The organism is Breoghania sp. (assembly GCF_963674635.1).
GTDB lineage: Bacteria > Pseudomonadota > Alphaproteobacteria > Rhizobiales > Stappiaceae > Breoghania.
Map to the genome: position 1 here is coordinate 622,422 of NZ_OY771475.1, position 22,008 is coordinate 644,429.

Below are 22,008 nucleotides of genomic sequence, written 5' to 3' on the forward strand. Positions count from 1 at the left end.
CGAAGGTCTGCTCCTACAAATGCTCCACCCCGACAGGGATGGAACAACCGGAGACATGCAAAGCTTGCGTCTCCATGATCATCTTCACCGCAGGGACGGTGGAGACGGGACAGAGCACGGCGTCATGGATCGGTAGAACGACGATGCCTTTGCTTAAGCACTCGTGCAGGACGGAACAGAGAACTTGGCTTTCCGTGTGCATGAGGGCGTGACCGACACCAGTCTCAAGTATCGGACGAAGTGCCGGGTGTCGGTGAAGTAGTGCTTTGCGGAACCGCGCGACCGAGGCCCGTTCGTCTGGACCAAGAGCGGGAAGCTTGCGCGCGATCTCAAGGGGCCATGCCCTGAGCCGCTTTGTCGAGAACAGGAGCGTGTTGAAGGCTTTCTTCACGACGCAACGCTCTGTCCGCCACGCTGCGGGCAGCGGGAGGTCGTAGATGTCGCCCGAGGGTGGCTCCTGCTGAGTGCTCGCGTAGGCCAGACGCGGAAGTATCTGTCCGTAGTCCAGTTCGGCGATGGGCTCGCCGCCGATGCGTATGTGATGCCGAAGTGTCCGTTTCATCGGTTGCCAAAAGCCGCCGAACAGACGCCCGCCGTAATCAAGGCACGGGCTCTCGACGTTGGGAGGCAGGTTGAACCGTCTCCGCAGCAGCCTGTCGGCGATGTCGATCTTCTCCGGCCCCTCATAACCAAGATCAGCACGGATGAGCCAAGCGTTGAATAGGCGAACTTCTGCCCGGAGCGCTTCCGTTGCTGCTGACGGGAGGGGAATTTCCTCTCGCCGCCCGTAGATGTCCTTGCGGGTCAGGCTTACGGGATCGATCATCGACCGCCGGTCGAAGTCGGTCGGCTGGTTGATGCCACCGGTCTCGACCTGTTGCCGAAACGTTCTGGTCGGACGAATGGAAGCAGCATGGGAGGGATTGTCGGGCCAGACGATAGTAAGCACATCAATAGCTTGAAGGGCCTCCACTGTCGCTTTTAGTGCCTTCCCGAAGCCCGGTAAGTCACTCGATCGGTGACCCCGAGCATGGCCCAGCGGGAGGATGATGCCGCCGCTATCATCTCCCGGAAACACTATGAGATGCGCAAGGTTGGCGACGATGACAGCGACTGCGTTTCGGAATGCTTCAAGGTCTGCTTCCTTGCGTTGCCTCCGGCGGATGGAGGATGCGACTTCGTACTGGAGGACATGAGTAACAATCTCCTCGGAAAGCGCCGCAAGGGCGACGCTTCCGGGGAACAGTTCGTGACGGAATTTCCTTTCGCGCAGGGCGTCCGCTATCACCAACTGCAATCCGTCATTTTGGCGAACCGTTGCTCGGCTGGCGCCTTGATCCGCTCAAAGGCTTTTTCTGAGTTTTTCAGGGCCAGGATATCTGCGGACACATCGCCCGAAGCGATGAGTTTTTGCAGAAGGCCCTCATAGCGGCTTGGTCGGGCGCGCTCTGCTACGGCTTCATCGTCCTGTAGTTCGGGCCAGAGCTCCTGAATAACGGCGAGCTTGTCCCGTAGCCCGCAGATCACCCGGAGCGGTCCTACAACATTCGCCGACATGCCCATGCCGCCCTCCGTGAGGTACTTGATATAGCGCGTGTCGGAGGCCGCAGAGCCGATGACGGTCGGAAGGTCATTGCTGGATAGGACGTCCGGGCGGGGTTCCGGTTCATTGTGCTGTTTCTGCCGAGCCGGAAAGCAGCGCTGGACCGCCATCAAATGCAACTCCAGTTCCGCTGCAACGGTGACCGCGCTGGTGACGTTCGGGTGTGCCTTCTTGCCGCCTCTAAGCAAGAGGGCGAGCTCATTGCCCAAGCGGGAGGCCTTGCGGAGGAGGGGGTATTCATCTCCCTCTGCTACAAGTGCGAGGATGGCGCTTTCCGAGGGGATGGGGGCGTTCGGGTGCCGGACGGCGGTGTTCGTAGCGTTCAAGTTCATTCAGTGTTCCTTTTCCAGTTGGTGGGGTTCAGGCGCGGTTGGATGTTTCTTTGGCTTCGATTTCTCGGCGGACGTGCGGGGGCAAGCCCTTCAGGACACGGGCCTTGAGCATGTCGAATAATTCTTCGGTCGAGACTGTCTTGAACTCGGTCGTCTCGTCCTCTTCGATCACCCGCAGGTCGCCGCTTTCCTCCAGTTCGGCAAAGAGAACGTCCAGGCTGTCGGCTTCGGTACGGGCGGTTTTGTTGGTTTGGATAGTCATTTCAGATCCTTGATTGAGTTGATGATGGTTGTTCGGGATTTTTCGGCGGCTTTGCATTCTTCTTCCTCCAGTTTTGCGAGTTGCAGCCCCGCGAAGCCGAAGACGAGCGCCAGCTTGTGGCCGATGATGGCTCCGGCTTTGGGTGTCAGTTCGCGGTAGATGTGATGTTGGCGGCCGGTCGCGTGGTCATAGCGGGAGCCGCGATGGCGTGAGGAGAGTGCGCGGATGCGCTTCGCGAGTTGCATCCTGAACGCGCGATCATCGACAAAACGTCCAGGTCGGTCGTGCCACATGATGAAGAGTGCAAGAGCCGTCAGGACGATTTCCCTTACCGGGGCATCGGCGTCGATGTTCAGGATTTCGTGGGCGGCGGATCGCTCGTAGCGATTGCCGACCTGTCTATTGGCCGTTGCTGTCGCGTCGGCCACGATTGTTCGCCATGCGAGATCCAGTTCGGGCCATAACGGGCTGTCGGGGTTCTTCGCAACGCGGGCACGTAGGCGTGATAGATACGGCCCGAGTTCAGCCTTTCGAATGCCGCTCTGTCCTGTCGCGCCGTGACGACGCAAGACGGACTTGTGATGTCGACAATAAGGTGAGTAACGAGAGGCGGTCGGGTTCGAACAATGCGGAACGTGGCACTGCCGGATCATGCAGAGGCGCGCGCTCGTGCTGCTTTATCAATGAATGGCTGGGCATCCATTGCGATTTGCAGCCCTTCGGCGATGGTTATCCGCATCTCTGGGTTCGTAAGGTCTTCAGTCTCCGCCAGAATGCGAGCGGCTCGCTGCAACAGCAAGCCCGCCTCCATGAGGGAGATGAACACGCCGTCCTCAAGCGTGAACGCGGTGCCGTGAAGCGTCGTCTTTATATCCAGTCCCGCCACGACTTCGGTGATCGTTTCCTCTGCCATGATTTGGAGGGCCTGAATAATGGAGTTGTCGATTGTTGGAAATTCCATAGTTCATTTCCTTTTCGTATCCGCCCTCAGGAAGACGGGAGCGGATTGTTTTAATAAAAAGGCAAGTTCCTGCCTCGTGTGCGTTTGCTCTGTTTCATCTTCGCAAGACTTCGCGCGAAGCGTCTCCGCTGCTTGCTAGCCGGCGAGCTATTCCAGCCCCGGTTGAGCCTTTCGAGCTGTTCCGGGTTTTCTGATTCAATTGTCAAAGAGCCCAGGCTCCGTTTGGCGGGAGCCTGTCGAAGGAGACGCCTTTCCTGCTCCCGGAACCGGCTGGTTCCGTGATTAGGGTCCCCTTCGGGATCGTCGCTTGAGATTTTGGTTGGGGCCGTCGGGCCGCTTGGGTGGGGTACGCGGATTCAAGTCGGCGGAACGCCCGCCGTACCGGTATGCCGTTCGGGGCTGAAGCGCTCCGATGTCCGAAAGATAGGAAGCTACGGCGCTCGCGTCAATGGCTGAAACGAAAAAAATATCAATAAAAACAAACACATAGAATAATATATCCTTTGCAAATGAATGATTTCAGCGGGTTTTGGGGCGCAACATGTGCCCAAATCGATCATTTGTGCCCAAAAATTTTTGGGTCGGTCCGATGAAAGGACAGTTCAGCCACTTCCTGCCCTGCGAATTTTCCAAGCACTGCTCTAGGATGTGTGTCGGATCTTCTCGCTGCTCAGGGCGTGTAAGCTGTCGAACCGGCACTTCAAGTTCCCCGCATTCGCTCTGATGGGGTCGTTCAGGCCCGTTCAGGGGACTTGTCAGCCGCTTTCAGGACCTTCTGAACGGTCGCGGTGCTGAAGCCAACGGTGGTGGCGATGGCTCTGATAGAGGTTCCCTCGCGGCGTAGCCGAACGATTTCCTCACGGTGTTCGTCAGTGACGCTCGCGGGCCTTCCGCCTGTCCTGCCTTCCGCCTTCGCTCTGGCGATGCCTTCCATCTGGCGTTCTCGGCGAATGGCTGTCTCGAACTCGGCGATGGATGCGAGGATGCCGAAGACCAGCTTGCCCGTACGCGTGGTTGTGTCGAGCGACGGATCGTCCAGCACACGGAAGCCGACATCGCGGCTGGCGAGGTCTTCCACGATCCTGTGGAGGTCAGCCGCTGAACGTGCAAGCCGGTCGAGCTTAGTGACGATGAGCACGTCTCCTTCGCGCACGAAGCGCAGCGCCTCTGCAAGCTGCGGTCGATCCCGGTCGAGGCCCGACTGCTTCTCTTGGTAGACCTTCTCAGCCCCCGCCACTTTCAGCCGCTCTATCTGACCAGCATGGTCCTGTCCGATGGAACTGACGCGCGCATATCCGACGATCATGGCTGTCACCTTTCCTCTAAAGCATCCGATCACAGTTAGTTAGTTCACGCAAAGCTCACGCGTCAAGCAGGAGTGTGAACTATGTATAGGTTTGCAAACGACTGACGCATAAGGCCGGTCACCACTGCAATTGCCCGCAGGTCTAGGTGCGCCAGTCTTGCGAAGTCCATTTTCGTGTCGATGCTGGGGTGGCAGTGACGGCGGTCGTGGACCCCTATGGGGGGGATCCGCACTCATTGTCAGTCGAGGTTGCCACTTCGGATTTTTGCGCTGTTTTTGCCGGGCTATTGCGTTGTTCAAGCCATCTGCTGCCACCCCTGCGATCTGTTCCGGAGCCTTATCCAGCCTGACGGATACACTGGCGCTTGGTCTGGCCGAAGTTACCGTGATTGCTAACGACGGCTCGGCGGATCTCCTGAGTGAACGGTGCTGCAGAGCCGCTCAGCGAAAGGGGCCCGGCCTTGGCGAACTCGGCTTTGAGCTTCCGTGCTTCCAAGAGACACTGGCGACGGACAACTTTACTCTCAGCGCGATAGCCGAGATGCTGGAAGCCTTGACACGGCAACTCTCAAATCTGACATTGTAAATATATGATTTGAAAGGCTTCCTCTGATGTCTTCAACGAATTTCGATCACCTGCAGGATCTCAGCCCGGAATTGCATCAACTTGGACTGAGGGCTGAACGGTATTTTGTCGAAGATCCGAACACTTCATTGATGAAGAGCCGCCAGTTTGCGGAGTACATGGTAAAGGAGATTGCTGCGCTCTCTGGTTTTTACGATGAGGAGAGCCGAGACACGACCAACGACCTGCTGCGCCGCCTTTCCGGTTCCCAGGTCCTCCCCAAGGAAGTCGTGGACGTCTTTCATGCGGTGCGTCGACATGGCAACGAAGCCAATCACGAATTCACCAGCAGTCCAGGTGCTGCCCTTTCGGCCCTGAAGTTCTGCCGGAGCCTCGGCGTCTGGTACCGCCGGTCTTATGGCCGGGATCCCGATTTCAAGCCCGGTCCCTTCGTGCCCCCTAAGAGTTCTGCCGACCTCGACAAGGACACCGAGGAGCAGATCGAGAAATACCGGCAGCGCGTCCGGGATGCCGAAGCGCTTCTGGAAAAGGCAGCGGCATCGGCGGAGGAATTGGCTCAAGCCAAGGCAGCGGCAGAGGAGCTTGCGAGGCAAGCCCAAGAGGACAGCGAGGAATGGGCCAAGACGGCGCTGGCTCAGGAGGCCACGGCAGCCGAACTCGCTGCAAAGCTGGCCGGTCTGCAGAAGAAGGCCGAGGCTGAGCCGGAGCAGCTTCAGATGGCGCTCCAGAAGGCCGCCTGGAAGGCCGCTGACAGGCTGGAGCTTGACGAGGAAGACACGCGCCTTCTGATCGACGTGCAACTGATCGACATGGGCTGGGAAGCCGACAGTAAGTCGCTGCTCCACGGAAAGGGCACGCGGCCGGAAAAGGGCAGAAACCTCGCAATCGCCGAATGGCCCGCGAAGGGCGGCAGGGCGGACTACGCGCTGTTTGTCGGGGAAACCTGCGTCGGGGTTATCGAGGCAAAGCGTGAGGCTGCAGACGTGCCCGGTGTGCTGGCACAGGCCGAGCGCTACGCCAGGACACTTGTTCTGGGGCCGGAGAACGTTGCCGAGGGCGGTCCATGGCAGCACGGTCTGGACGATCCCTTCCGGGTGCCGTTCATCTTCGCCACGAACGGGCGTCCTTTCGTTCGCCAGTGGCAGAACAAGTCAGGCATTTGGCACTGCGACCTGAGACGCAGCACCAATCATCCGTCTGCCATGCGCCAGTGGTTCGCACCTCAGGATCTCCTCGCCAAGCTCGAAATCGATGTCGATGCGGCGGCTGAAGGTATGGCTGAAAAGAGCTTCGGCAAAGGCGCTCTGCGGCCCTATCAGGAAGAGGCCATCGACGCCATCGAGAACGCCATAGCGCAGGACAGTCGCGAGATCCTGATCTCCATGGCGACGGGAACGGGCAAGACCCGAACCGCCATCGCCCTGATGTATAGGCTTTTGAAGCACAAGCGGTTCAACCGCATTCTGTTTCTGGTGGACCGCACAGCGCTCGGCAAGCAGACCGAGGATGCCCTCCAGACCACAAGTCTGGAAGGAATGCTCAACTTCGCGCAGGTCTATGGTGTCGCCGGTCTTGCAGACAAGCTCCCGGAAAAGGACACCAAGGTCCACGTCGCGACGGTCCAGTCGCTCATTTCCCGCATCGAGAACGACGCCGAAGACGTCAGCAAGCGCCCGACGCCCGGCACCTATGACTGCATCATCGTGGACGAGGCCCACCGGGGCTACACGCTGGATGCCGAGTTGCGCGAGAGCGACATCACCTTCCGTAGCCTTGAAGACTATCAGTCCGCCTATCGTCAGGTGCTCGACTATTTCGATGCGGTGAAAGTGGCCCTGACCGCGACACCCGCCCTGCACACGCGGGAGATCTTCGGACATCCCGTCTATCACTACGGCTATCGTCAGGCCGTGGTCGAAGGCTACCTGATCGACCACTTGCCGCCCAAGCGCATCGTCACGGCCCTGGCCGAAGCGGGCATCCACTTTCAGGGCGGTGAGGAGGTCGAGATCATCGACCGCAAGACCGGCCAGATCGACCTTTTCGAATTGCCCGACGAAGTCGAACTCGATTACGACCTCGCGACCTTCAACAAGCAGGTCTACTCGGAGAATTTCAACCGTCGGGTCTGTCAGGCGCTGGCGCGCGAAATCCCGCCGGACCAGCCCGGCAAGACGCTGATCTTTGCTGCTCGCGACGATCACGCCGACGATGTCGTCCGGCTTCTGATCGAGGAACTGAAGGACGAGTACGGTGAGAACGCCGTCCCGCACGGAATGGTCCAGAAGATCACCGGGAAGACGGACAGGGCCCAGGACTGGATCCTGAAGTTCAAGAACGACCCGAACCCGAAATACGTGGTGACGGTGGACCTGCTGACCACCGGCATGGACGTACCGACCATCTGCAATCTGGTGTTTCTGCGGCGGGTGAAGAGCCGCATCCTCTATGACCAGATGATCGGACGCGCGACCCGCCTGTGCCCCGCCATCCGCAAGGAGCATTTCAGGATCTTCGACGCCGTGGACCTCTATGCCGAGTTGCAGGAGATGTCGGACATGAGGCCGGTGGTCGTGAAGCCGGATCTGCCGCTGAAGCAGCTCGTCTCCGATTTCTTCAATGCGCCCAACGACGAGGACAAGGCCTGGGTGGCTGGGCAGGTCATCGTCAAGATGCGCGCTCAGGCGGGCAAGATCGACGAGGAGACCCGCGAGAGCTTCGAGCATCACACGGGCCAGACGCCGGAAGCCGCAATCGAGGCCCTCTCGACAAGCCCTGCAGCGGATCTGGAAGCTTGGCTAAGGCAGTATCCGCGCGCTGTGGAGCTTCTGGAACGCAAGCCCCTGCGTCAGGGGAACGCGGATGATGGTGTGGTCATCTCCCCGCACGAGGATGAGCTTCTGCGCATTGAGGAGATCTTCGGCAAGAACACCACGCCGGAGGACTACATCGAGGGTTTTGAGCGCTACGTGCGCGAGAACATGAACAAGATCCCCGCGCTGATCGCCGTGACCCAGAAGCCGCGCGATCTCACCCGCAAGGAACTGACCGAATTGGCCGCCCTTCTGGACGAGAAGAACTACTCTGAATCCATGCTTCAGGCGGCCTATACCAAGGCGCGTAATGCCGACATTGCGGCCCATATCATCGGCTATGTCCGTCAGGCGGCCTTGGGCGATCCGTTGATCCCTTATGCCAGGCGTGTGGATGCGGCTGTCGAGACAATCGAGAAGTCGCGCGAATGGTCCCAGCGTCAGAGGGACTGGCTGCGGCGTATCGCAAGGGCGCTGAAAGACAAGCCCGTGGCGGACCCGAGCTTGCTGGAACAGGGAAGCTTTGCCGACCGGGGCGGCTATGCCCGCATCTCGCGCGAGTTCGGGGAGGATCTTGCCCCCGTCCTGCAGCAGTTCAATGAAGCAATCTGGGGGTCTTCTGCGGCGTGACCTCGCCAAATCGGCACCACCGCATTAAGCCTGACATCAACACAAACACCCGCCGCATGGAACTCTCATGAACGCCAATGCCATCGTCCAGAAACTCTGGCGTCTCTGCGCCGTCCTGCGCAAGGACGGAATCACCTACCAGCAGTACGTCACGGAGCTGACCTATCTGCTCTTTCTGAAAATGATGGCGGAGCGGGAACGAGAGGAAGGCAACATCCCCGAAGCCTATCGCTGGGATGCGCTGGTCAAGGCGGAACCCATGCAGAAGCTCAGGGTCTACCGCGAGGCGCTGACCAAACTCGGCGACCCGGAAGGCAGCCTTCCGCGCATGGTTCAGGCCATCTTCGACAATGCCTCCACCTTCATCCGCGAACCGCAGAACCTGACCACGCTGATTACGGCCATCGACGATCTGGACTGGTTCTCCGACGAGCGTGACCAGTTCGGCGACCTCTATGAAGGCCTCCTCCAGAAGAACGCCGAGGAGACCAAGCGCGGTGCGGGGCAGTACTTCACGCCCCGCGTCCTGATCGATGTACTGGTCCGGCTCATGCAGCCGCAACCGGGCGAGGTGATTCAGGATCCTGCAGCGGGAACCGGCGGGTTTCTGATCGCCTCGGATCGCTACATGCGCGCCCGCACCGACGATTATTTCACCCTCGGTGAGAAAGAACAGAAGTTCCAGAAGCATCAGGCCTTCCACGGCATGGAGAACGTGCCGGGCACCCTGCGGCTGCTGCTCATGAACCTCTACCTGCACGATCTGGACAGCGACAATGTGGATCTGGGGGACACCCTGTCCGACAAGGGCGCGCGCCTCGGCAAGGCCGATCTGATCCTCACCAATCCGCCGTTCGGACCGGCGGGCGGCGCACCGACGCGGGATGACCTGACCGTGACGGCCAGTGTCTCCTCCTACCAGTTGCCCTTTGTCGAGCACTGCATCCGCTCGCTTAAAACCGGCGGCCGCGCGGCGATTGTCGTGCCGGACAATGTGCTGTTCGAGGACGGGCGCGGCAAGGCGCTGCGTCAGATGATTATGGACTGGTGCGACCTGCACACCATCCTGCGTCTGCCCACCGGCATCTTCTATGCGCAAGGCGTGAAGACCAACGTCATCTTCCTGACGAAGGGCAAGACCGACACCGGCAACACGGACGAGGTCTGGATCTACGACCTGCGCGCCCAGATGCCGAAATTCGGCAAGACCAACCAGCTGACGGACGATCATTTCACCGACTTCGTGGGAGCCTTTGGCGCGGATCCGTATGGCGCGGAGCGCGGCGAGGATCAGGGCGAGGAAGGCCGCTGGCGCTGCTTCACCCGCGAGGAAATCGCGGCGCGCGGTGACAACCTCGATATTTCATGGCTGCGCGAGGCCGAGGACGAAGCGGAAGAGGGACTGAACGAACCGGAAGACATCGCGGCGGCAATCCTGGGCCATCTTCAGGCGGCCATGCTGGAGATCGAGGCGCTGAGTGCGGAGTTGGAAGAGGGTGCGGAATGAGTGAGTTACCGAAGGGGTGGACCATCCAGCCGCTGACCGATTTGGTCACTTTCAATCCGAAGCACGACCCCAACTCGGACCGCCAAAAAGAAGTCTCCTTCATCCCAATGCCAGCGGTCGATGACAGGACTGGCACCATCATCGATCTTTCACAGACCAAGCCATTGAGCGATGTATGGAAAGGCTACACGCACTTCCAGGAAAGGGACGTCATCTTTGCGAAGATCACGCCTTGCATGGAAAACGGCAAGATCGCTGTAGCAGAACAGCTGACCAACAGTATGGCCTGTGGATCGACCGAGTTTCACGTCTTGCGGAGTGAGGGGGCGGTGGAGCCCGCGTTTCTCTGGCGTTATCTGCGGCAGTCAAGCTTTCGGCGAACTGCTGAACAATCGATGACAGGCGCCGTCGGACAGCGACGGGTCCCTAAGCAGTACCTTGAACAGACCACTCTCTCCCTCCCGCCTCTAGCCGAGCAGAAGCGCATTGTCGCCAAGCTGGACGCCTTGAGCGCCCGCTACGCCCGCGCCCGTGAAGCCCTCGACCGCATCGAAACCCTCGTCAAACGCTACAAGCAAGCCGTGCTCTCTAAGGCGTTCTCTGGGGAACTTACGAAAAACGTCGACGTCAATTTGAACGTCATCGAAGCTGACAATGGTTCCCATGTGGCCGCGCTTTGGCCTGTACCCAATACATGGACTTGGTGCCGTACAGACCAAGTTGGACATGTTGGGCTGGGTCGGCAACGCTCACCTAAGAACCACACCGGGCCACAAATGCGCCCCTACCTCCGTTCTGCGAACATCACTTGGCATGGCATCGATACCAACGACGTCAAGGAAATGAACTTCGATGATTCAGACTTCAAGCGCTTCCAACTTGAGGATGGAGACGTTCTGCTGAACGAAGGCTCAGGAAGTCCAACGGAGGTCGGGAAGCCCACTATTTGGCGTGGAGAGATCGCTGATTGCTGTTATCAGAATACACTTCTTCGAGTGCAACCTAGCCAATGTTCGTCTGAGTATCTTTACTACTACTTCTTGCTGACCGCGCGAGCCGGGCGATTTGTGGCGAGTACTCAGGGTGTAAACATACAACATATCGGACGCCAAGGACTCGCAAACTTCCCAGTCCCCTTGGCTCCAGAGACCGAACAAAAGGAAATCGTCCGCCGCATCGAGAGCGCCTTCCAGAAGATCGACCGGCTCGCAGCCGAAGCGAAGCGGGCACTGGAACTGACGGATAAGCTGGATGAGGCTATCCTCGCCAAGGCTTTCCGGGGCGAACTCGTGCCCCAGGACCCGAACGACGAACCCGCCTCCGTCCTTCTCGACCGCATCAAGGCCGAACGGGCCGCACAACCAAAGCCGAAACGTGGACGGGGGAAGAAAGCATGACCGTTTTCGAAAGCGCGCTCACAGCCGCCAACTTTACCCACTCTCATATCTATCACACGACCTTCAGGGACAAGTTGCCACCTGATGTCTTCGGCGGGACCGACAAGAATGCTCCCGCTCGCAGAACCATTCACCTGGAGTTCGGCAGTCTGGACACCGACACCTTCGTAACAACGGACATGGCTGGAAAGCCCCGCACTTTCTTTCAGGACCGGACATTTGTCGGTAAGTTCTTCGAGGCAACAGGTGCCGAACCCGGAGATGCCGTGCTGTTCCAGCAGGTCGACCCATACCATCTCAAATTATCCTTGCGGAAAAAGACTGGCCGTCTGGTGACAGCGTAGGTCGCGCGTTGCTTCAGTGGGAGGGAGTGATGAAGAAGGCGGGCGACTACACTGACGAGGAATTGAACAATCTGATCGCGAACTATCGGCGCCTGGAGAAGACTGGCGATCCGGCCTTTCCCGGCCTTCTGGAGGAGTGGGGCCGTCGAAAGGGGCGGGGGCTTGATTTCGATACGACCACGCGGGCGGTCTTGGCGGCGGCGAAGGATCGCCGTTTTCTCTCCTACAAGGAACTCGCCGACAAAAGTTGTGCGGATTGTTCGTCAGTTCACTATGCGATGACCACGCATCTGGGTGACCTCGTCGAATATGCCCACCGGCGAGGCTGGCCGCTGCTGAGCGCCATTGTCGTCAACCAGAAGCACAGCGACACCGGAGAGATGGAGCCGCAAACCCTGAAAGGGTTCGTCGCTGCCGCACAGGCGCTCGGCTATTCGGTCACTTACGAGAAGGCCTTTCTCAAGGAGCAACAAAGTCGCGTATTCGAATGGGCGGAGGCCTTCGCGAGCGAATAGGTCCCAGACAGAAGACGATTGAATCTCAAAGCCTATCGGGCCGCAAAGCAGCCATCCCGTGCGCGTCGGATGAAACCTGGCAACGATGTTCTTTTCTCAGCAGGGCGGACCTGCTTTAAAAACATCGTGCTGGTCCCAAGTGACCTTGATGATGAGTTCCGAAGTAGCCCATCATGGCCTCCGGGCCTCAAGATGAGGGAAGAAAGTGTCCGGCTATCCAGGGGCTGTTCAAGGCCGAGTTGCCGAAGTTGTTGTAAGAGGGACAGTCATGCCGAACGTCTGGGGTTTGCATATGCCTATCGGCATTGGGCTGGACGCCATCGACAAGCGTCGGGTGTCCATAGGCTGGGCCAAGATGGGTGATTTGAGCAAGCTTCCAAAGGATCGGGAGGCTATCAAAACTGCAATTGCCACTGCTTACCCGGAAAAGAAACAGGGCGCGATCCCGGTCGAAGCGGGCGTCATTTACCGGTTTGTGCACGAGATCAATGCGGGCGACTATGTCGTTTACCCATCCAAACACGACCGCATGGTGAATATCGGCAAATTCACAGGTGAGTTTATCTACGAAACTGGCCCTGCCGACGATGATGACGGCTTTCCCAACTCGCGCACGGTCGAATGGCTTGGGCATTTCCCCCGCAGCGAGTTCAATCAATCGGCCCTCTACGAGATTGGATCGTTTATCACTCTGTTCCGGATCAAGAACCATACGGCTGAGTTTTTGGGAAAGATTGATCCAAGCGCATCGGGCGAACCGGAAGACGATCAGGATGCTCTTCCAGATGACGACAGCGTGTCTAGCACGGTCACGCGGCAAGCAGAGGAAACGACCGAGGACTTTGTCATCAAGCGCATACATGAGCGCCTGTCCGGTCATGAGTTCGAACACTTCATCGCGCATTTGCTGGAACGGATGGGTTACACCGTTCGCGTTACACAGAAGTCATCTGATGGCGGCATCGACGTTATCGCGCACAACGACAAGCTTGGTTTCGAGCCTCCAATCATCAAGGTGCAGTGCAAGCGGACGACGAGCCAGATCAACGAAACGCAGGTCCGCGAGTTGCTTGGAACCTTGGTTGAAGGCGAATACGGGCTGTTTGTAACACTGGGGGCGTTTGCACCGAAGGTACGCCAATCGGAACGCAACCTGTCAAAACTGCGCCTGATCGACGGCGAACAACTCTTCGATTTGATCGTGAAGCACTATGCCGAACTGTCCCCGCGATACCGAACGCTGATCCCGCTTCGTCAAATCTACGTCCCGGATCTTGGATGAAAGGGGCGGAACGGTATCAGCCCACCGTAAGGTTTGGAAAGCGGTGGGCTATGCTGGCTGCTGTCCCCTCCGCCAGATGGGTCTCGCGGCGAGTATCACGGTTCGGATCACAACGCCTTGCCGCATGAAGTGGCGAATGGTGCCCGTCACGTTCTGATAATTGCGGCCCAGACGGTCAATCCAACGGACCACGAACGCCTCACCCCGCCGCTTCGGCTTGGCTGCGCTGGTGGGTGAGGTTCTGGTCGAACGTGGAGGCGCGGGCATAGAGGTTGGTGGACATGATGCCTCCGAATGTGCCCGAACAGGCTATGTCCGCGGAATCGGATGCCCGTAGAGCGAGTTCAATCCTTGCGGACAGGTTGGAAGGGGCAGCGCAGGGTGTCCGTGGAGGTATACCCTTGCGGACAGAAGCGTGTGGGGTCTGTCGCCCTCCTGCAACTTGCCACTGTGCTTGAAGCGCCAGCCTCGCAAAGGGCGTTGGCCATGCCCATGCCGGGGAGGGACGTGGCAGCGGTCAGGCACCCAGCGGGGGGAACGTTCGCTCCTCACCTGTCGAGGTTGGCACTTCGGATTTTTGTGCCGTTTTGAAAGGGCTAGTTCGGTGCCTAGCTGGTGCGCTATAAAACCGAACTCCTCCATGTGGACTATCGAAATACGGGATAGTTGCCATTTGAAACCAGTAAGACAGCCGTCGGCCAAGAAAATGAAATTGTTATCGTGATGCTGTCATTATCTGTCTTTGAACAATATTCGACTTACTGCGACCGGCTCTTTTGCAATTACCGGATCAGATAGGACTTTGTCAGCCCATTCCATCGCTTCCGGACTCGGATTCATCATCTTACTAATAGCGCGAACATCATTTGCCCAAATTTCGTCGCGGATTAAGTCGTCATCTTTGAGTTCTTTTAGCACCTCAGCCGTGGCTACGCCGACTTCTGCGAGAGTGATCAACGCGACTATGTCTCCCTCGTCTGCTGTTCTCTTTAAGTTTCTTGCAAACGTAACAACAGAGATGTGAGATGCAGTCTCTGCAACGCTGTAGCCACTCTCCAGTGACAACAACGCGACGGCTACTCCGTAGTCAGTAAGGTCATTTCCTAGTCGCATCACGAGCTTTCGAACCATGACCAAGGCATTTTCTTTGTCGGCCTCTTCCTCAGCCTCATATTCAAGTGCGGTGGTCGCAGAAAGAGCTTCTTGTTTCTTTGTACAAATTTCTAAGCAATTCGATATTAATGAAAGAGCACGATACGTATAATTTGCCGTACGCTGAACTAGCGCGGGTCTGCGTGCCATAATCGATTTTGTTCGGAATAGCGCACAAAAGATGTCGCAGCAATAATACATATATAGTGTGTCTCCGCTTCTCGCAAATTTATCTGCTTTTTTCATAAAGTAATCAGCTATAAGATCTGATGAGGAAACTGGAATTTCTAAGAGGCTTTCGAGGTCAGATAGCATATTAATGCAAAAGGTCTCCTCTAATTCATCATTAAGTTCGCAAAAGAAGTCGCCCATTCGCAAGCCGTTATTAATTCCCACTTGAGCAAAGTCATATGCATGTCCGAGGTTCGATTCATGCATCTTCAGTTGCGACTTCTCGATGAAACCGAACATGTCAACACCCTTAATCGGAGGACCAATCTCGGCCAATTACATCCCTTTTCGTCCAGAATGTCCAACGATGCTATCTAGCGGCGGAGCCTTCCACATAACGAGTTCTTTGGCGTCTGCGGTTGGGCACAACGTCCGCCTCCAAACCTCTGTTCATGCAGCCAGAATAGCCGATATCACCAAGCTTTTCGCATCCAAGGCAGTTGACCCAAGTGCACCCCGCTGGTACACAGTCCACACATCGCGCTGGAAATAGTGCAATAAAAACAACGACTACCGGGCGCATCCTTAGACTTCGAGTCTCTCACCGCCCACCATTTTCATTGGATTAAGCCCGCATACCTTCGAAAAACTGCCACTATTGGCAGAAACGGGTTCGAAACGCGGCGTTGAAACCGGGCGTCGAAGCCGTTAATAGGATTGTGCGCTGCGAAATGGACCCGATCCGGTTCGGGGGCAGCCGCCGGGAAATCTCGCTCAGCTAAAATTTCTCGATTTTAGAACCTGAACGGTCGACGCGTTTGCGTCGGTACCGCTACGGCAAACCACGTCGATATCCTTTCACGTCTTTCGGAAACCGCCAATGCTATCGCTTTCCCTCTATCGTCAACAATGGTTCGGCAACATCCGCGGCGACGTCCTCGCCGGGCTTGTCGTCGCCCTGGCGCTGATCCCCGAGGCCATCGCCTTTTCCATCATTGCTGGCGTCGATCCGAAGGTCGGGCTCTATGCCTCCTTCTGTATCGCGGTGGTGCTGGCGTTCACGGGCGGGCGCCCCGGCATGATTTCAGCCGCAACAGCGGCCACCGCCGTTCTTATGGTCACGCTGGTGCGTGACCATGGGCTGCAATACCTGCTGGCGGCCTCGGTGCTGGCGGGTGTGTTGCAGGTGGGGGCAGGCTTTCTGAGGCTCGGCCAACTGATGCGCTTCGTCTCGCGCTCGGTGATGACCGGCTTCGTCAATGCGCTGGCCATTCTCATCTTCATGGCGCAGTTGCCGGAACTGATCGACGTGCCGATGCTGACCTATGTCTTTGTCGCAGCCGGTCTCGCGATCATCTACCTGTTTCCCTATCTCACGAAGGCGGTGCCGTCGCCGCTGATCTGCATCATCGTGCTGACGGCGATCTCCATGTCCATGGGCCTCGACCTGCGCACCGTGAGCGATATGGGGGAATTGCCTTCCACGTTCCCGGTGTTTCTGTTGCCGGATATTCCGCTCAATCTCGATACGCTGATGATCATTTTGCCGTACTCGGCGGGGGTGGCCGCCGTGGGCCTGCTGGAATCGCTGATGACGGCCACAATCGTGGATGATCTCACCGACACGCCGTCCGACAAGAACCGCGAATGTGTCGGGCAGGGGCTTGGCAACATCGCGTCCGGCTTCATCGGTGGCATGGCGGGCTGTGCGATGATCGGCCAGTCGATGATCAACGTGAAGTCCGGCGGGCGCGGGCGGCTTTCGACCTTCTGCGCAGGCATCTTCCTGCTGTTCATGATTGTACTTCTGGGGGAATGGGTCGGGCAGATCCCCATGGCCGCCTTGGTCGCCATCATGATCATGGTGTCCGTCGGCACCTTCTCCTGGTCCTCCATCAAGAACCTGAAGGATCATCCGCGGTCTTCCTCGGCGGTGATGCTGGCCACCGTCGTGTGCGTGGTGTTCACGCATAACCTCGCCATCGGCGTGCTGGCGGGCGTGTTGCTGTCGGGTATCTTCTTTGCCGCCAAGATCGCGCAGATCTTCAGGGTCACCTCATCTGTTTCCGCCGACGGGCGCGAGCGTACCTACAAGGTTGAGGGGCAGCTGTTCTTCGCCTCGGTTGAGGACTTCACGGCTGCCTTCGATTTCCGTGAGGTGCTCGACAAGGTCATCATCGATGTGAGCCGGGCGCATATCTGGGATATTTCGTCGGTTGCGGCGCTCGACATGGTTGTGCTCAAGTTCCGTCGGGAAGGGGCGGCGGTTGATCTGGTAGGCATGAACAGCGCCAGCGAGACGATCGTCGACCAGCTCGCCATTCACGACAAGCCGGGTGCTCTTGAGAAGCTGATGGGCCACTGAGCCTTTCCTACACAGATATGACCGCCTGAGCGGAAAGCCACGGGCTGGACGGAAACAAGACGGAAAAGAGATGGCAATGGCTGAGAAGATCGTCGTGCTGGTGGATGGCTCGATCTACTCCAAGAGCGTGTGCGAACATGCGGCGTGGGTTGCCGCGCGCACGGGGGCAGCAATTACGCTGGCACATGTGCTGGACAGGCGCGATGGCCCGGATACTGTAGACTACAGCGGAAGTCTCGCGCTTGGCGCGCGCAGTGCGCTTCTGGCGGAACTGAGCGATCTGGATGAAAAGCGCGCGAAGCTGGCGCGCGAGCGCGGACGGGCCATTCTGGAAGATGCACGCGCGGTGGTCGAAGAGGCCGGGGGGAGTGATGTGACCACGTTGCTGCGCCATGGCGACATCGTGGAGACGATGGCGGAGTTGGAGAAGGACGCCAGCGTCATCGCCATTGGCAAGCGCGGTGAGGCGGCCGATTTTGCCAAACTGCATCTGGGATCGAACCTTGAGCGCATCGCGCGTGCGGCGACGCGCCCGCTGTTTGTGGCCTCACGCGCTTTCAGGCCGATCAACAAGGTTCTGATCGCCTATGATGGCGGGGCGTCGGCTATGAAGGCGGTGGATCATGTGGCGCGCAATCCGCTCTATGCCGGTTTGCAGATCACGCTTCTCACCGTGGGAGTCGATTCTCAGGAATTGCGCAAGAAGCTCGATGACGCCCGCGCGATCCTGCGCGCAGGCGGGATTGAGGCGGTATGCGATGTCCGCAACGGTGCAGCTGATGCCATCATCTCCGGCATGATCGAGGAGGAGGGCATCGATCTCCTGCTCATGGGCGCCTACGGCCATTCGCGCATCCGTACCCTCATTATCGGATCAACGACCACGGAAATGCTGCGGTCGTGCAAGGTGCCGGTCGTTCTCTTCCGCTGAGGCCGGTTTCAGTCGAGAACAAGGGCTGCGTGCTTTCTTTTGTGAAGCGCGTGGCCCTTTTTCGTTTGTTCGCGCTCCTGCAGCTTTTGCCGGTGGGGGATGCCAAACGCGGTGCTGGTGTCGCGCGTCGCGCCTTGCCCCGTGCCCATGCCAGTGAATCGGTCTTGCCTCAAGGTTACGCAAAGGGGCGTTCGGGCCGGTCCAGGGCATGTCGGGCGCTGCGAGGTAGTTTTTAATTGGCGTAATACATGTTTTAGGAGATGGTCCAAGTTATTGGAAACGCCTGTTCTTTTTTGGCAGGTCTGGTGCCGTTGCGTATCCGCAATGACAGGCGAGGCGTTCCCGGTCGAAAAATGAACTTGTCGCGCTTCCCGGGCCATCAGCCGAGGGTCTCCCAGGCTTTTCGTTGAGGTTTGCGGGAAGAACGATGCCGGGTCCGCATGGGGCATTGAGCCTCCGCAAGGCGGGCGTTTCAGGTTCAATCCGGTCCGTCGTGGTTTGTGATGTTACACAGCATCGTGCACGAGAACTTCCCGATCTTCGTCCTGAAGGTCGACAAGGCAGATTGCAGGTTCGCGACGCTCGACGATGTCGTGGCACACTTTGTGGCCCTGGCGGAAGCGCATCCCGTTGCTCGTCTGATTTCCGTATTCGACCACTACGCCCACACAAAGGCGCTGGCTGACGGCGAGATCGGGCCGGGCATTGTCGGGGCGGTGAACATCGTTGTCTGTTTCGGCCTGGCCATTGCCCAGCCGGAGTGTCTCGCATTGCGCCCCCGATCCATTGGGGTCGCGGAATTGGGCGAGCGGTTCGTCATCAGCTTTCTCGAAACGCCCATGCCGGTCGCCAATGCCGTCATGGAAGAATGGGCTTGCGACCTAGTGACGCGCGGCTGACGCTCGCGCTGGTCAGGGGGTAGAATGATGCGCTAACCAAGGAAGGTAGAATTCGTCGAATTAAAACTCTCATTCAGTGTTTTAGCGTAAGGTCTCGCCTTGTTTGGGCGACAATGGGCACGCCCGTCATCGGATCGGCGCGGCGTGTTTTCGAGGGAGCCGCACGATGATCGATCCCACCTTCGTAGAGCTGTCGCGCTGGCAGTTTGCAGCTGTCGCGCTCTACCACTTCATCTTTGTTCCGCTGACATTGGGGCTGACCTGGATCCTGGTGATCATGGAGTCCGTCTATGTGATGACGGGCAAGGAAATCTACCGCGACATGTCGCGGTTCTGGACCAAGCTGTTCGCGATCAATTTCGCGCTCGGCGTCACGACGGGCCTGACCATGGAGTTCCAGTTCGGCACGAACTGGGCCTACTACTCGCACTATGTGGGCGATGTGTTCGGTGCGCCGCTGGCCATCGAAGGACTGATGGCCTTCTTCCTTGAATCCACCTTTGTCGGCTTGCTGCTGCTGGGTCGCGATCGGCTTTCCAAGGTCAAGTATCTGGCCGTGGTGGTGCTGGTGGCGCTGGGCACCAACCTGTCGGCGCTGTGGATCCTTGTTGCGAATGCGTGGATGCAGAACCCCGTCGGTTCGGAATTTTCTGCCGAGACCATGCGCATGGAAATGACGAGCTTCTGGGAGGTGGTGTTCAACCCGGTCGCGCAGGTCAAGTTCATCCATACGGTCGCCGCAGGCTATGTGACAGCCTCCATGTTCGTGATCGGCATTTCGGCCTGGTACATCCTGAAAGGGCGTGATCTGGCCTTTGCCAAGCGGTCCTTCGCGGTCGCAGCCGGCTTCGGCGTTGCCGCCTCGCTGGCGGTCATCGTGCTGGGCGATGAGAGCGGCTACGAGCTGGGCGACGTGCAGAAGGTGAAACTCGCGGCCATCGAGGCGGAGTGGCACACCGAGCCCGCGCCTGCGGCCTTCACGCTGCTGGGCTTCCCCAATCAGGAGGAAATGCGCACAGATGGTGCGATCCAGATCCCCTGGCTGATGGGGCTGATCACGACGCGCTCGCTCGACGGCGAGGTCAAGGGCATCCGCGACCTTATCGAAGAGCACGAGGTGCGCATTCGCTCCGGCATCATCGCCTATGAGAAGCTTGAAGCACTCAGGGCGGGGGATACCTCCGACGAGACCAAGGCGGTCTTTGAGGATCACAAGCAGGATCTCGGTTTTGGTCTTCTGCTGAAGGCCTATGTCGAGAACCCGTCCGACGCCACCGATGAGCAGATTGCGCAGGCCGCGGTCGATACCATCCCGGACGTGAACTACCTGTTCTGGAGCTTCCGCATCATGGTTGGCTTCGGCTTCTTCATGCTGCTGCTGTTCGTGGTCTCCTTCTACAAGCTTGCCGTGGGCAAGCTTGAGAACAGTCGCCTGCTGTTGCGGGTTCTGGTCTGGTCGATCCCGCTGCCGTGGCTTGCCGCGGAGCTGGGCTGGATCGTGGCGGAACTGGGCCGTCAGCCCTGGGCCATAGGTGAAGTGCTGCCGACGTTCCTCGCGACTTCGTCACTGACCGTCGCCGACATCATCGCGTCCATGGCTGGCTACCTGATCTTCTACACGATCCTGTTGGTCATCGAGATGTACCTGATGTTCCGCTTTGCGCGGCTTGGCCCAAGCTCGTTGCACACGGGCCGCTACTACCACGAGACCCGGGGCGATGCCTCCGGACTGTCCGCCGCCGAGTGAACCGCAAAGCATGAAAGGACCGAGCCATGCTGCTCGATTATGAAACCCTGAAGCTGGTCTGGTGGGTGCTGGTCGGTGCGCTCCTGATCGGATTTGCCGTCACCGACGGTATGGATATGGGCGTCGGCGTGTTGCTGCCCTTCCTTGGGCAGAACGACACGGAACGTCGTGTGGTCATCAATGCGGTGGCCCCGCACTGGGACGGAAACCAGGTGTGGTTCATCACGGCAGGCGGCGCGATCTTCGCCGCCTGGCCGGCAGTCTATGCTGCCGCCTTTTCCGGCTTCTACCTCGCCATGTTCCTCGTGCTCGCGGCCTTGTTCCTAAGACCTGTGGGCTTCGACTACCGCTCCAAGCTGGAGAACCCGCGTTGGCGTAACACGTGGGACTGGGGCCTGTTCGTGGGGGGGCTGGTGCCGTCGCTGATCTTCGGCGTTGCCTTTGGCAACCTGTTGCAGGGCGTGCCGTTCCATCTCGACCAGTTCCTGCGGCCTCACTATGACGCCGACTTCCTGTGGGCGCTGCTGCCGCTTTTGAACCCGTTCGCGCTGTTGGCGGGTGTGCTCTCCGTCGCCATGCTGGCCATGCACGGTGCGGTCTGGCTGCAGCTTCGTGCCGACTATGTGATCGAGGAACGGGCGAAGTCCGTTCTCGGCTTCCTCGCGCCGGCCGTGACGCTGATCTTCGCCATTGGCGGGCTGTGGGTGTGGCTTGGCATTGACGGGTACAAGATCGTCTCCGACGTGGATCCCGGCGGTGTTGCCAATCCGCTGGCCAAGGAGGTCATCAGGGCGCCGGGGGCGTGGCTGGATGTCTATTCCCGTATTCCTGCCGCAATGCTTCTCCCGATTGTCGGGCTGGGCGGGCCGCTGGTCGTGTGGTTCCTGTCGCGGGTCGACAGACCGGGCTTCGGCTTCGTGTTCTCCGGGCTGTCGCTGGCCGGGATCATCGGCACGGCTGGGCTCTCGCTCTTCCCCTTCGTGATGCCGTCGAGCACCGATCTGGTCTCAAGCCTGACGGTGTGGGATGCGCCTTCGAGCCATCTGACCCTGACGGTGATGTTCTGGGCCGTCGTGATCTTCCTTCCGATCGTGGTGCTCTACACGATCTGGGCCTACTATCAGATGTGGGGCCGGATCACCGTCGAGCACATCGAAGACAACACCCACCAGGCCTATTGAGCCGACACGATAGAGAGGAAAACC

At 58.7% G+C, this 22,008-nt stretch carries 18 protein-coding genes and 1 pseudogene; 11 read left to right on the plus strand and 8 right to left on the minus strand.

Going from position 1 to position 22,008, the window contains the following annotated elements; genetic code table 11:
* Positions 1-13: 13 nt before the first annotated feature.
* The 6 genes from ABGM93_RS02835 to ABGM93_RS02860 form a co-directional block, all read right to left on the minus strand.
* Positions 14-1,297, minus strand: coding sequence for a hypothetical protein (locus ABGM93_RS02835; RefSeq protein WP_321503290.1), 1,284 nt, complete (start codon positions 1,295-1,297; stop codon positions 14-16).
* Entirely contained in the window at positions 1,285-1,935 is a 651-nt protein-coding gene (locus ABGM93_RS02840) for a hypothetical protein (protein ID WP_321503292.1), read from the minus strand. The genes ABGM93_RS02835 and ABGM93_RS02840 overlap by 13 nt, the downstream gene beginning before the upstream one ends.
* A 28-nt stretch (positions 1,936-1,963) precedes the next feature.
* Positions 1,964-2,197: a hypothetical protein gene (locus ABGM93_RS02845; RefSeq protein ID WP_321503294.1), complete on the minus strand. Its 234-nt coding sequence runs from the start codon at positions 2,195-2,197 to the stop codon at positions 1,964-1,966.
* Positions 2,194-2,625 carry a hypothetical protein gene (locus tag ABGM93_RS02850; RefSeq protein WP_321503296.1) on the minus strand — a complete coding sequence of 144 codons (432 nt, stop codon included), beginning with the start codon at positions 2,623-2,625 and terminating at the stop codon, positions 2,194-2,196. Before ABGM93_RS02850 ends, ABGM93_RS02845 begins: the two co-directional genes overlap by 4 nt.
* A gap of 221 nt (positions 2,626-2,846) precedes the next feature.
* On the minus strand, positions 2,847-3,158 hold the full coding sequence (locus tag ABGM93_RS02855) for a hypothetical protein (protein ID WP_321503300.1): 312 nt from the start codon (positions 3,156-3,158) through the stop codon (positions 2,847-2,849).
* A 733-nt stretch (positions 3,159-3,891) separates the two neighbouring features.
* Positions 3,892-4,464: a recombinase family protein gene (locus ABGM93_RS02860; protein ID WP_321503304.1), complete on the minus strand. Its 573-nt coding sequence runs from the start codon at positions 4,462-4,464 to the stop codon at positions 3,892-3,894.
* Positions 4,465-5,076: 612 nt separating this feature from the next.
* On the opposite strand from ABGM93_RS02860, the gene hsdR reads away from it, so the two are divergent.
* From hsdR to ABGM93_RS02890, 6 genes are all read left to right on the plus strand, one after another.
* On the plus strand, positions 5,077-8,493 hold the full coding sequence (gene hsdR / locus ABGM93_RS02865) for a type I restriction-modification system endonuclease (protein WP_321503308.1): 3,417 nt from the start codon (positions 5,077-5,079) through the stop codon (positions 8,491-8,493).
* 67 nt (positions 8,494-8,560) lie between these two features.
* Positions 8,561-10,000 carry an N-6 DNA methylase gene (locus ABGM93_RS02870; RefSeq protein ID WP_321503311.1) on the plus strand — a complete coding sequence of 480 codons (1,440 nt, stop codon included), beginning with the start codon at positions 8,561-8,563 and terminating at the stop codon, positions 9,998-10,000.
* Positions 9,997-11,397: a restriction endonuclease subunit S gene (locus tag ABGM93_RS02875; RefSeq protein ID WP_321503314.1), complete on the plus strand. Its 1,401-nt coding sequence runs from the start codon at positions 9,997-9,999 to the stop codon at positions 11,395-11,397. The genes ABGM93_RS02870 and ABGM93_RS02875 overlap by 4 nt, the downstream gene beginning before the upstream one ends.
* A complete protein-coding gene (locus ABGM93_RS02880; RefSeq protein ID WP_321503316.1) occupies positions 11,394-11,741 on the plus strand; it encodes a hypothetical protein in 348 nt (115 codons plus the stop codon). The genes ABGM93_RS02875 and ABGM93_RS02880 overlap by 4 nt, the downstream gene beginning before the upstream one ends.
* 29 nt (positions 11,742-11,770) lie before the next feature.
* Positions 11,771-12,256, plus strand: coding sequence for a hypothetical protein (locus ABGM93_RS02885; RefSeq protein WP_321503319.1), 486 nt, complete (start codon positions 11,771-11,773; stop codon positions 12,254-12,256).
* A gap of 268 nt (positions 12,257-12,524) precedes the next feature.
* A complete protein-coding gene (locus tag ABGM93_RS02890) occupies positions 12,525-13,538 on the plus strand; it encodes a restriction endonuclease (protein WP_321503322.1) in 1,014 nt (337 codons plus the stop codon).
* A gap of 93 nt (positions 13,539-13,631) precedes the next feature.
* On the opposite strand, the pseudogene ABGM93_RS02895 reads toward ABGM93_RS02890, so the two are convergent.
* Positions 13,632-13,821: pseudogene (locus ABGM93_RS02895) on the minus strand (recombinase family protein); the annotation flags it as partial.
* Positions 13,822-14,270: 449 nt separating this feature from the next.
* A complete protein-coding gene (locus ABGM93_RS02900; RefSeq protein WP_321503324.1) occupies positions 14,271-15,161 on the minus strand; it encodes a hypothetical protein in 891 nt (296 codons plus the stop codon).
* 580 nt (positions 15,162-15,741) lie between these two features.
* On the opposite strand from ABGM93_RS02900, the gene ABGM93_RS02905 reads away from it, so the two are divergent.
* The 5 genes from ABGM93_RS02905 (at position 15,742) to cydB (ending at position 21,984) form a co-directional block, all read left to right on the plus strand.
* The gene (locus ABGM93_RS02905; RefSeq protein ID WP_321503326.1) at positions 15,742-17,226 is read left to right on the plus strand and encodes a SulP family inorganic anion transporter; all 1,485 of its coding nucleotides are present in this window, start codon (positions 15,742-15,744) and stop codon (positions 17,224-17,226) included.
* Positions 17,227-17,302: 76 nt separating this feature from the next.
* Positions 17,303-18,157: a universal stress protein gene (locus ABGM93_RS02910; protein ID WP_321503328.1), complete on the plus strand. Its 855-nt coding sequence runs from the start codon at positions 17,303-17,305 to the stop codon at positions 18,155-18,157.
* A gap of 503 nt (positions 18,158-18,660) precedes the next feature.
* Positions 18,661-19,056 carry a DUF6858 family protein gene (locus ABGM93_RS02915; protein WP_321503330.1) on the plus strand — a complete coding sequence of 132 codons (396 nt, stop codon included), beginning with the start codon at positions 18,661-18,663 and terminating at the stop codon, positions 19,054-19,056.
* Between the two features lie 166 nt (positions 19,057-19,222).
* The gene (locus ABGM93_RS02920; RefSeq protein WP_321503332.1) at positions 19,223-20,803 is read left to right on the plus strand and encodes a cytochrome ubiquinol oxidase subunit I; all 1,581 of its coding nucleotides are present in this window, start codon (positions 19,223-19,225) and stop codon (positions 20,801-20,803) included.
* Positions 20,804-20,829: 26 nt separating this feature from the next.
* Entirely contained in the window at positions 20,830-21,984 is a 1,155-nt protein-coding gene (gene cydB / locus ABGM93_RS02925; protein ID WP_321503334.1) for a cytochrome d ubiquinol oxidase subunit II, read from the plus strand.
* The last annotated feature ends 24 nt before the right edge of the window (positions 21,985-22,008 follow it).

Excerpts from the sequence above, each read along its gene's own strand:
- ABGM93_RS02900 (WP_321503324.1), bottom strand. The coding sequence starts at position 15,161 with ATGTTCGGTTTCATCGAGAAGTCGCAACTGAAGATGCATGAATCGAAC.
- ABGM93_RS02920 (WP_321503332.1), top strand. The coding sequence starts at position 19,223 with ATGATCGATCCCACCTTCGTAGAGCTGTCGCGCTGGCAGTTTGCAGCT.
- ABGM93_RS02860 (WP_321503304.1), bottom strand. The coding sequence starts at position 4,464 with ATGATCGTCGGATATGCGCGCGTCAGTTCCATCGGACAGGACCATGCT.
- ABGM93_RS02870 (WP_321503311.1), top strand. The coding sequence starts at position 8,561 with ATGAACGCCAATGCCATCGTCCAGAAACTCTGGCGTCTCTGCGCCGTC.
- ABGM93_RS02855 (WP_321503300.1), bottom strand. The coding sequence starts at position 3,158 with ATGGAATTTCCAACAATCGACAACTCCATTATTCAGGCCCTCCAAATC.
- ABGM93_RS02875 (WP_321503314.1), top strand. The coding sequence starts at position 9,997 with ATGAGTGAGTTACCGAAGGGGTGGACCATCCAGCCGCTGACCGATTTG.
- hsdR (WP_321503308.1), top strand. The coding sequence starts at position 5,077 with ATGTCTTCAACGAATTTCGATCACCTGCAGGATCTCAGCCCGGAATTG.
- ABGM93_RS02890 (WP_321503322.1), top strand. The coding sequence starts at position 12,525 with ATGCCGAACGTCTGGGGTTTGCATATGCCTATCGGCATTGGGCTGGAC.
- ABGM93_RS02845 (WP_321503294.1), bottom strand. The coding sequence starts at position 2,197 with ATGACTATCCAAACCAACAAAACCGCCCGTACCGAAGCCGACAGCCTG.
- ABGM93_RS02905 (WP_321503326.1), top strand. The coding sequence starts at position 15,742 with ATGCTATCGCTTTCCCTCTATCGTCAACAATGGTTCGGCAACATCCGC.
- ABGM93_RS02880 (WP_321503316.1), top strand. The coding sequence starts at position 11,394 with ATGACCGTTTTCGAAAGCGCGCTCACAGCCGCCAACTTTACCCACTCT.
- cydB (WP_321503334.1), top strand. The coding sequence starts at position 20,830 with ATGCTGCTCGATTATGAAACCCTGAAGCTGGTCTGGTGGGTGCTGGTC.
- ABGM93_RS02915 (WP_321503330.1), top strand. The coding sequence starts at position 18,661 with ATGTTACACAGCATCGTGCACGAGAACTTCCCGATCTTCGTCCTGAAG.
- ABGM93_RS02885 (WP_321503319.1), top strand. The coding sequence starts at position 11,771 with ATGAAGAAGGCGGGCGACTACACTGACGAGGAATTGAACAATCTGATC.
- ABGM93_RS02840 (WP_321503292.1), bottom strand. The coding sequence starts at position 1,935 with ATGAACTTGAACGCTACGAACACCGCCGTCCGGCACCCGAACGCCCCC.
- ABGM93_RS02910 (WP_321503328.1), top strand. The coding sequence starts at position 17,303 with ATGGCTGAGAAGATCGTCGTGCTGGTGGATGGCTCGATCTACTCCAAG.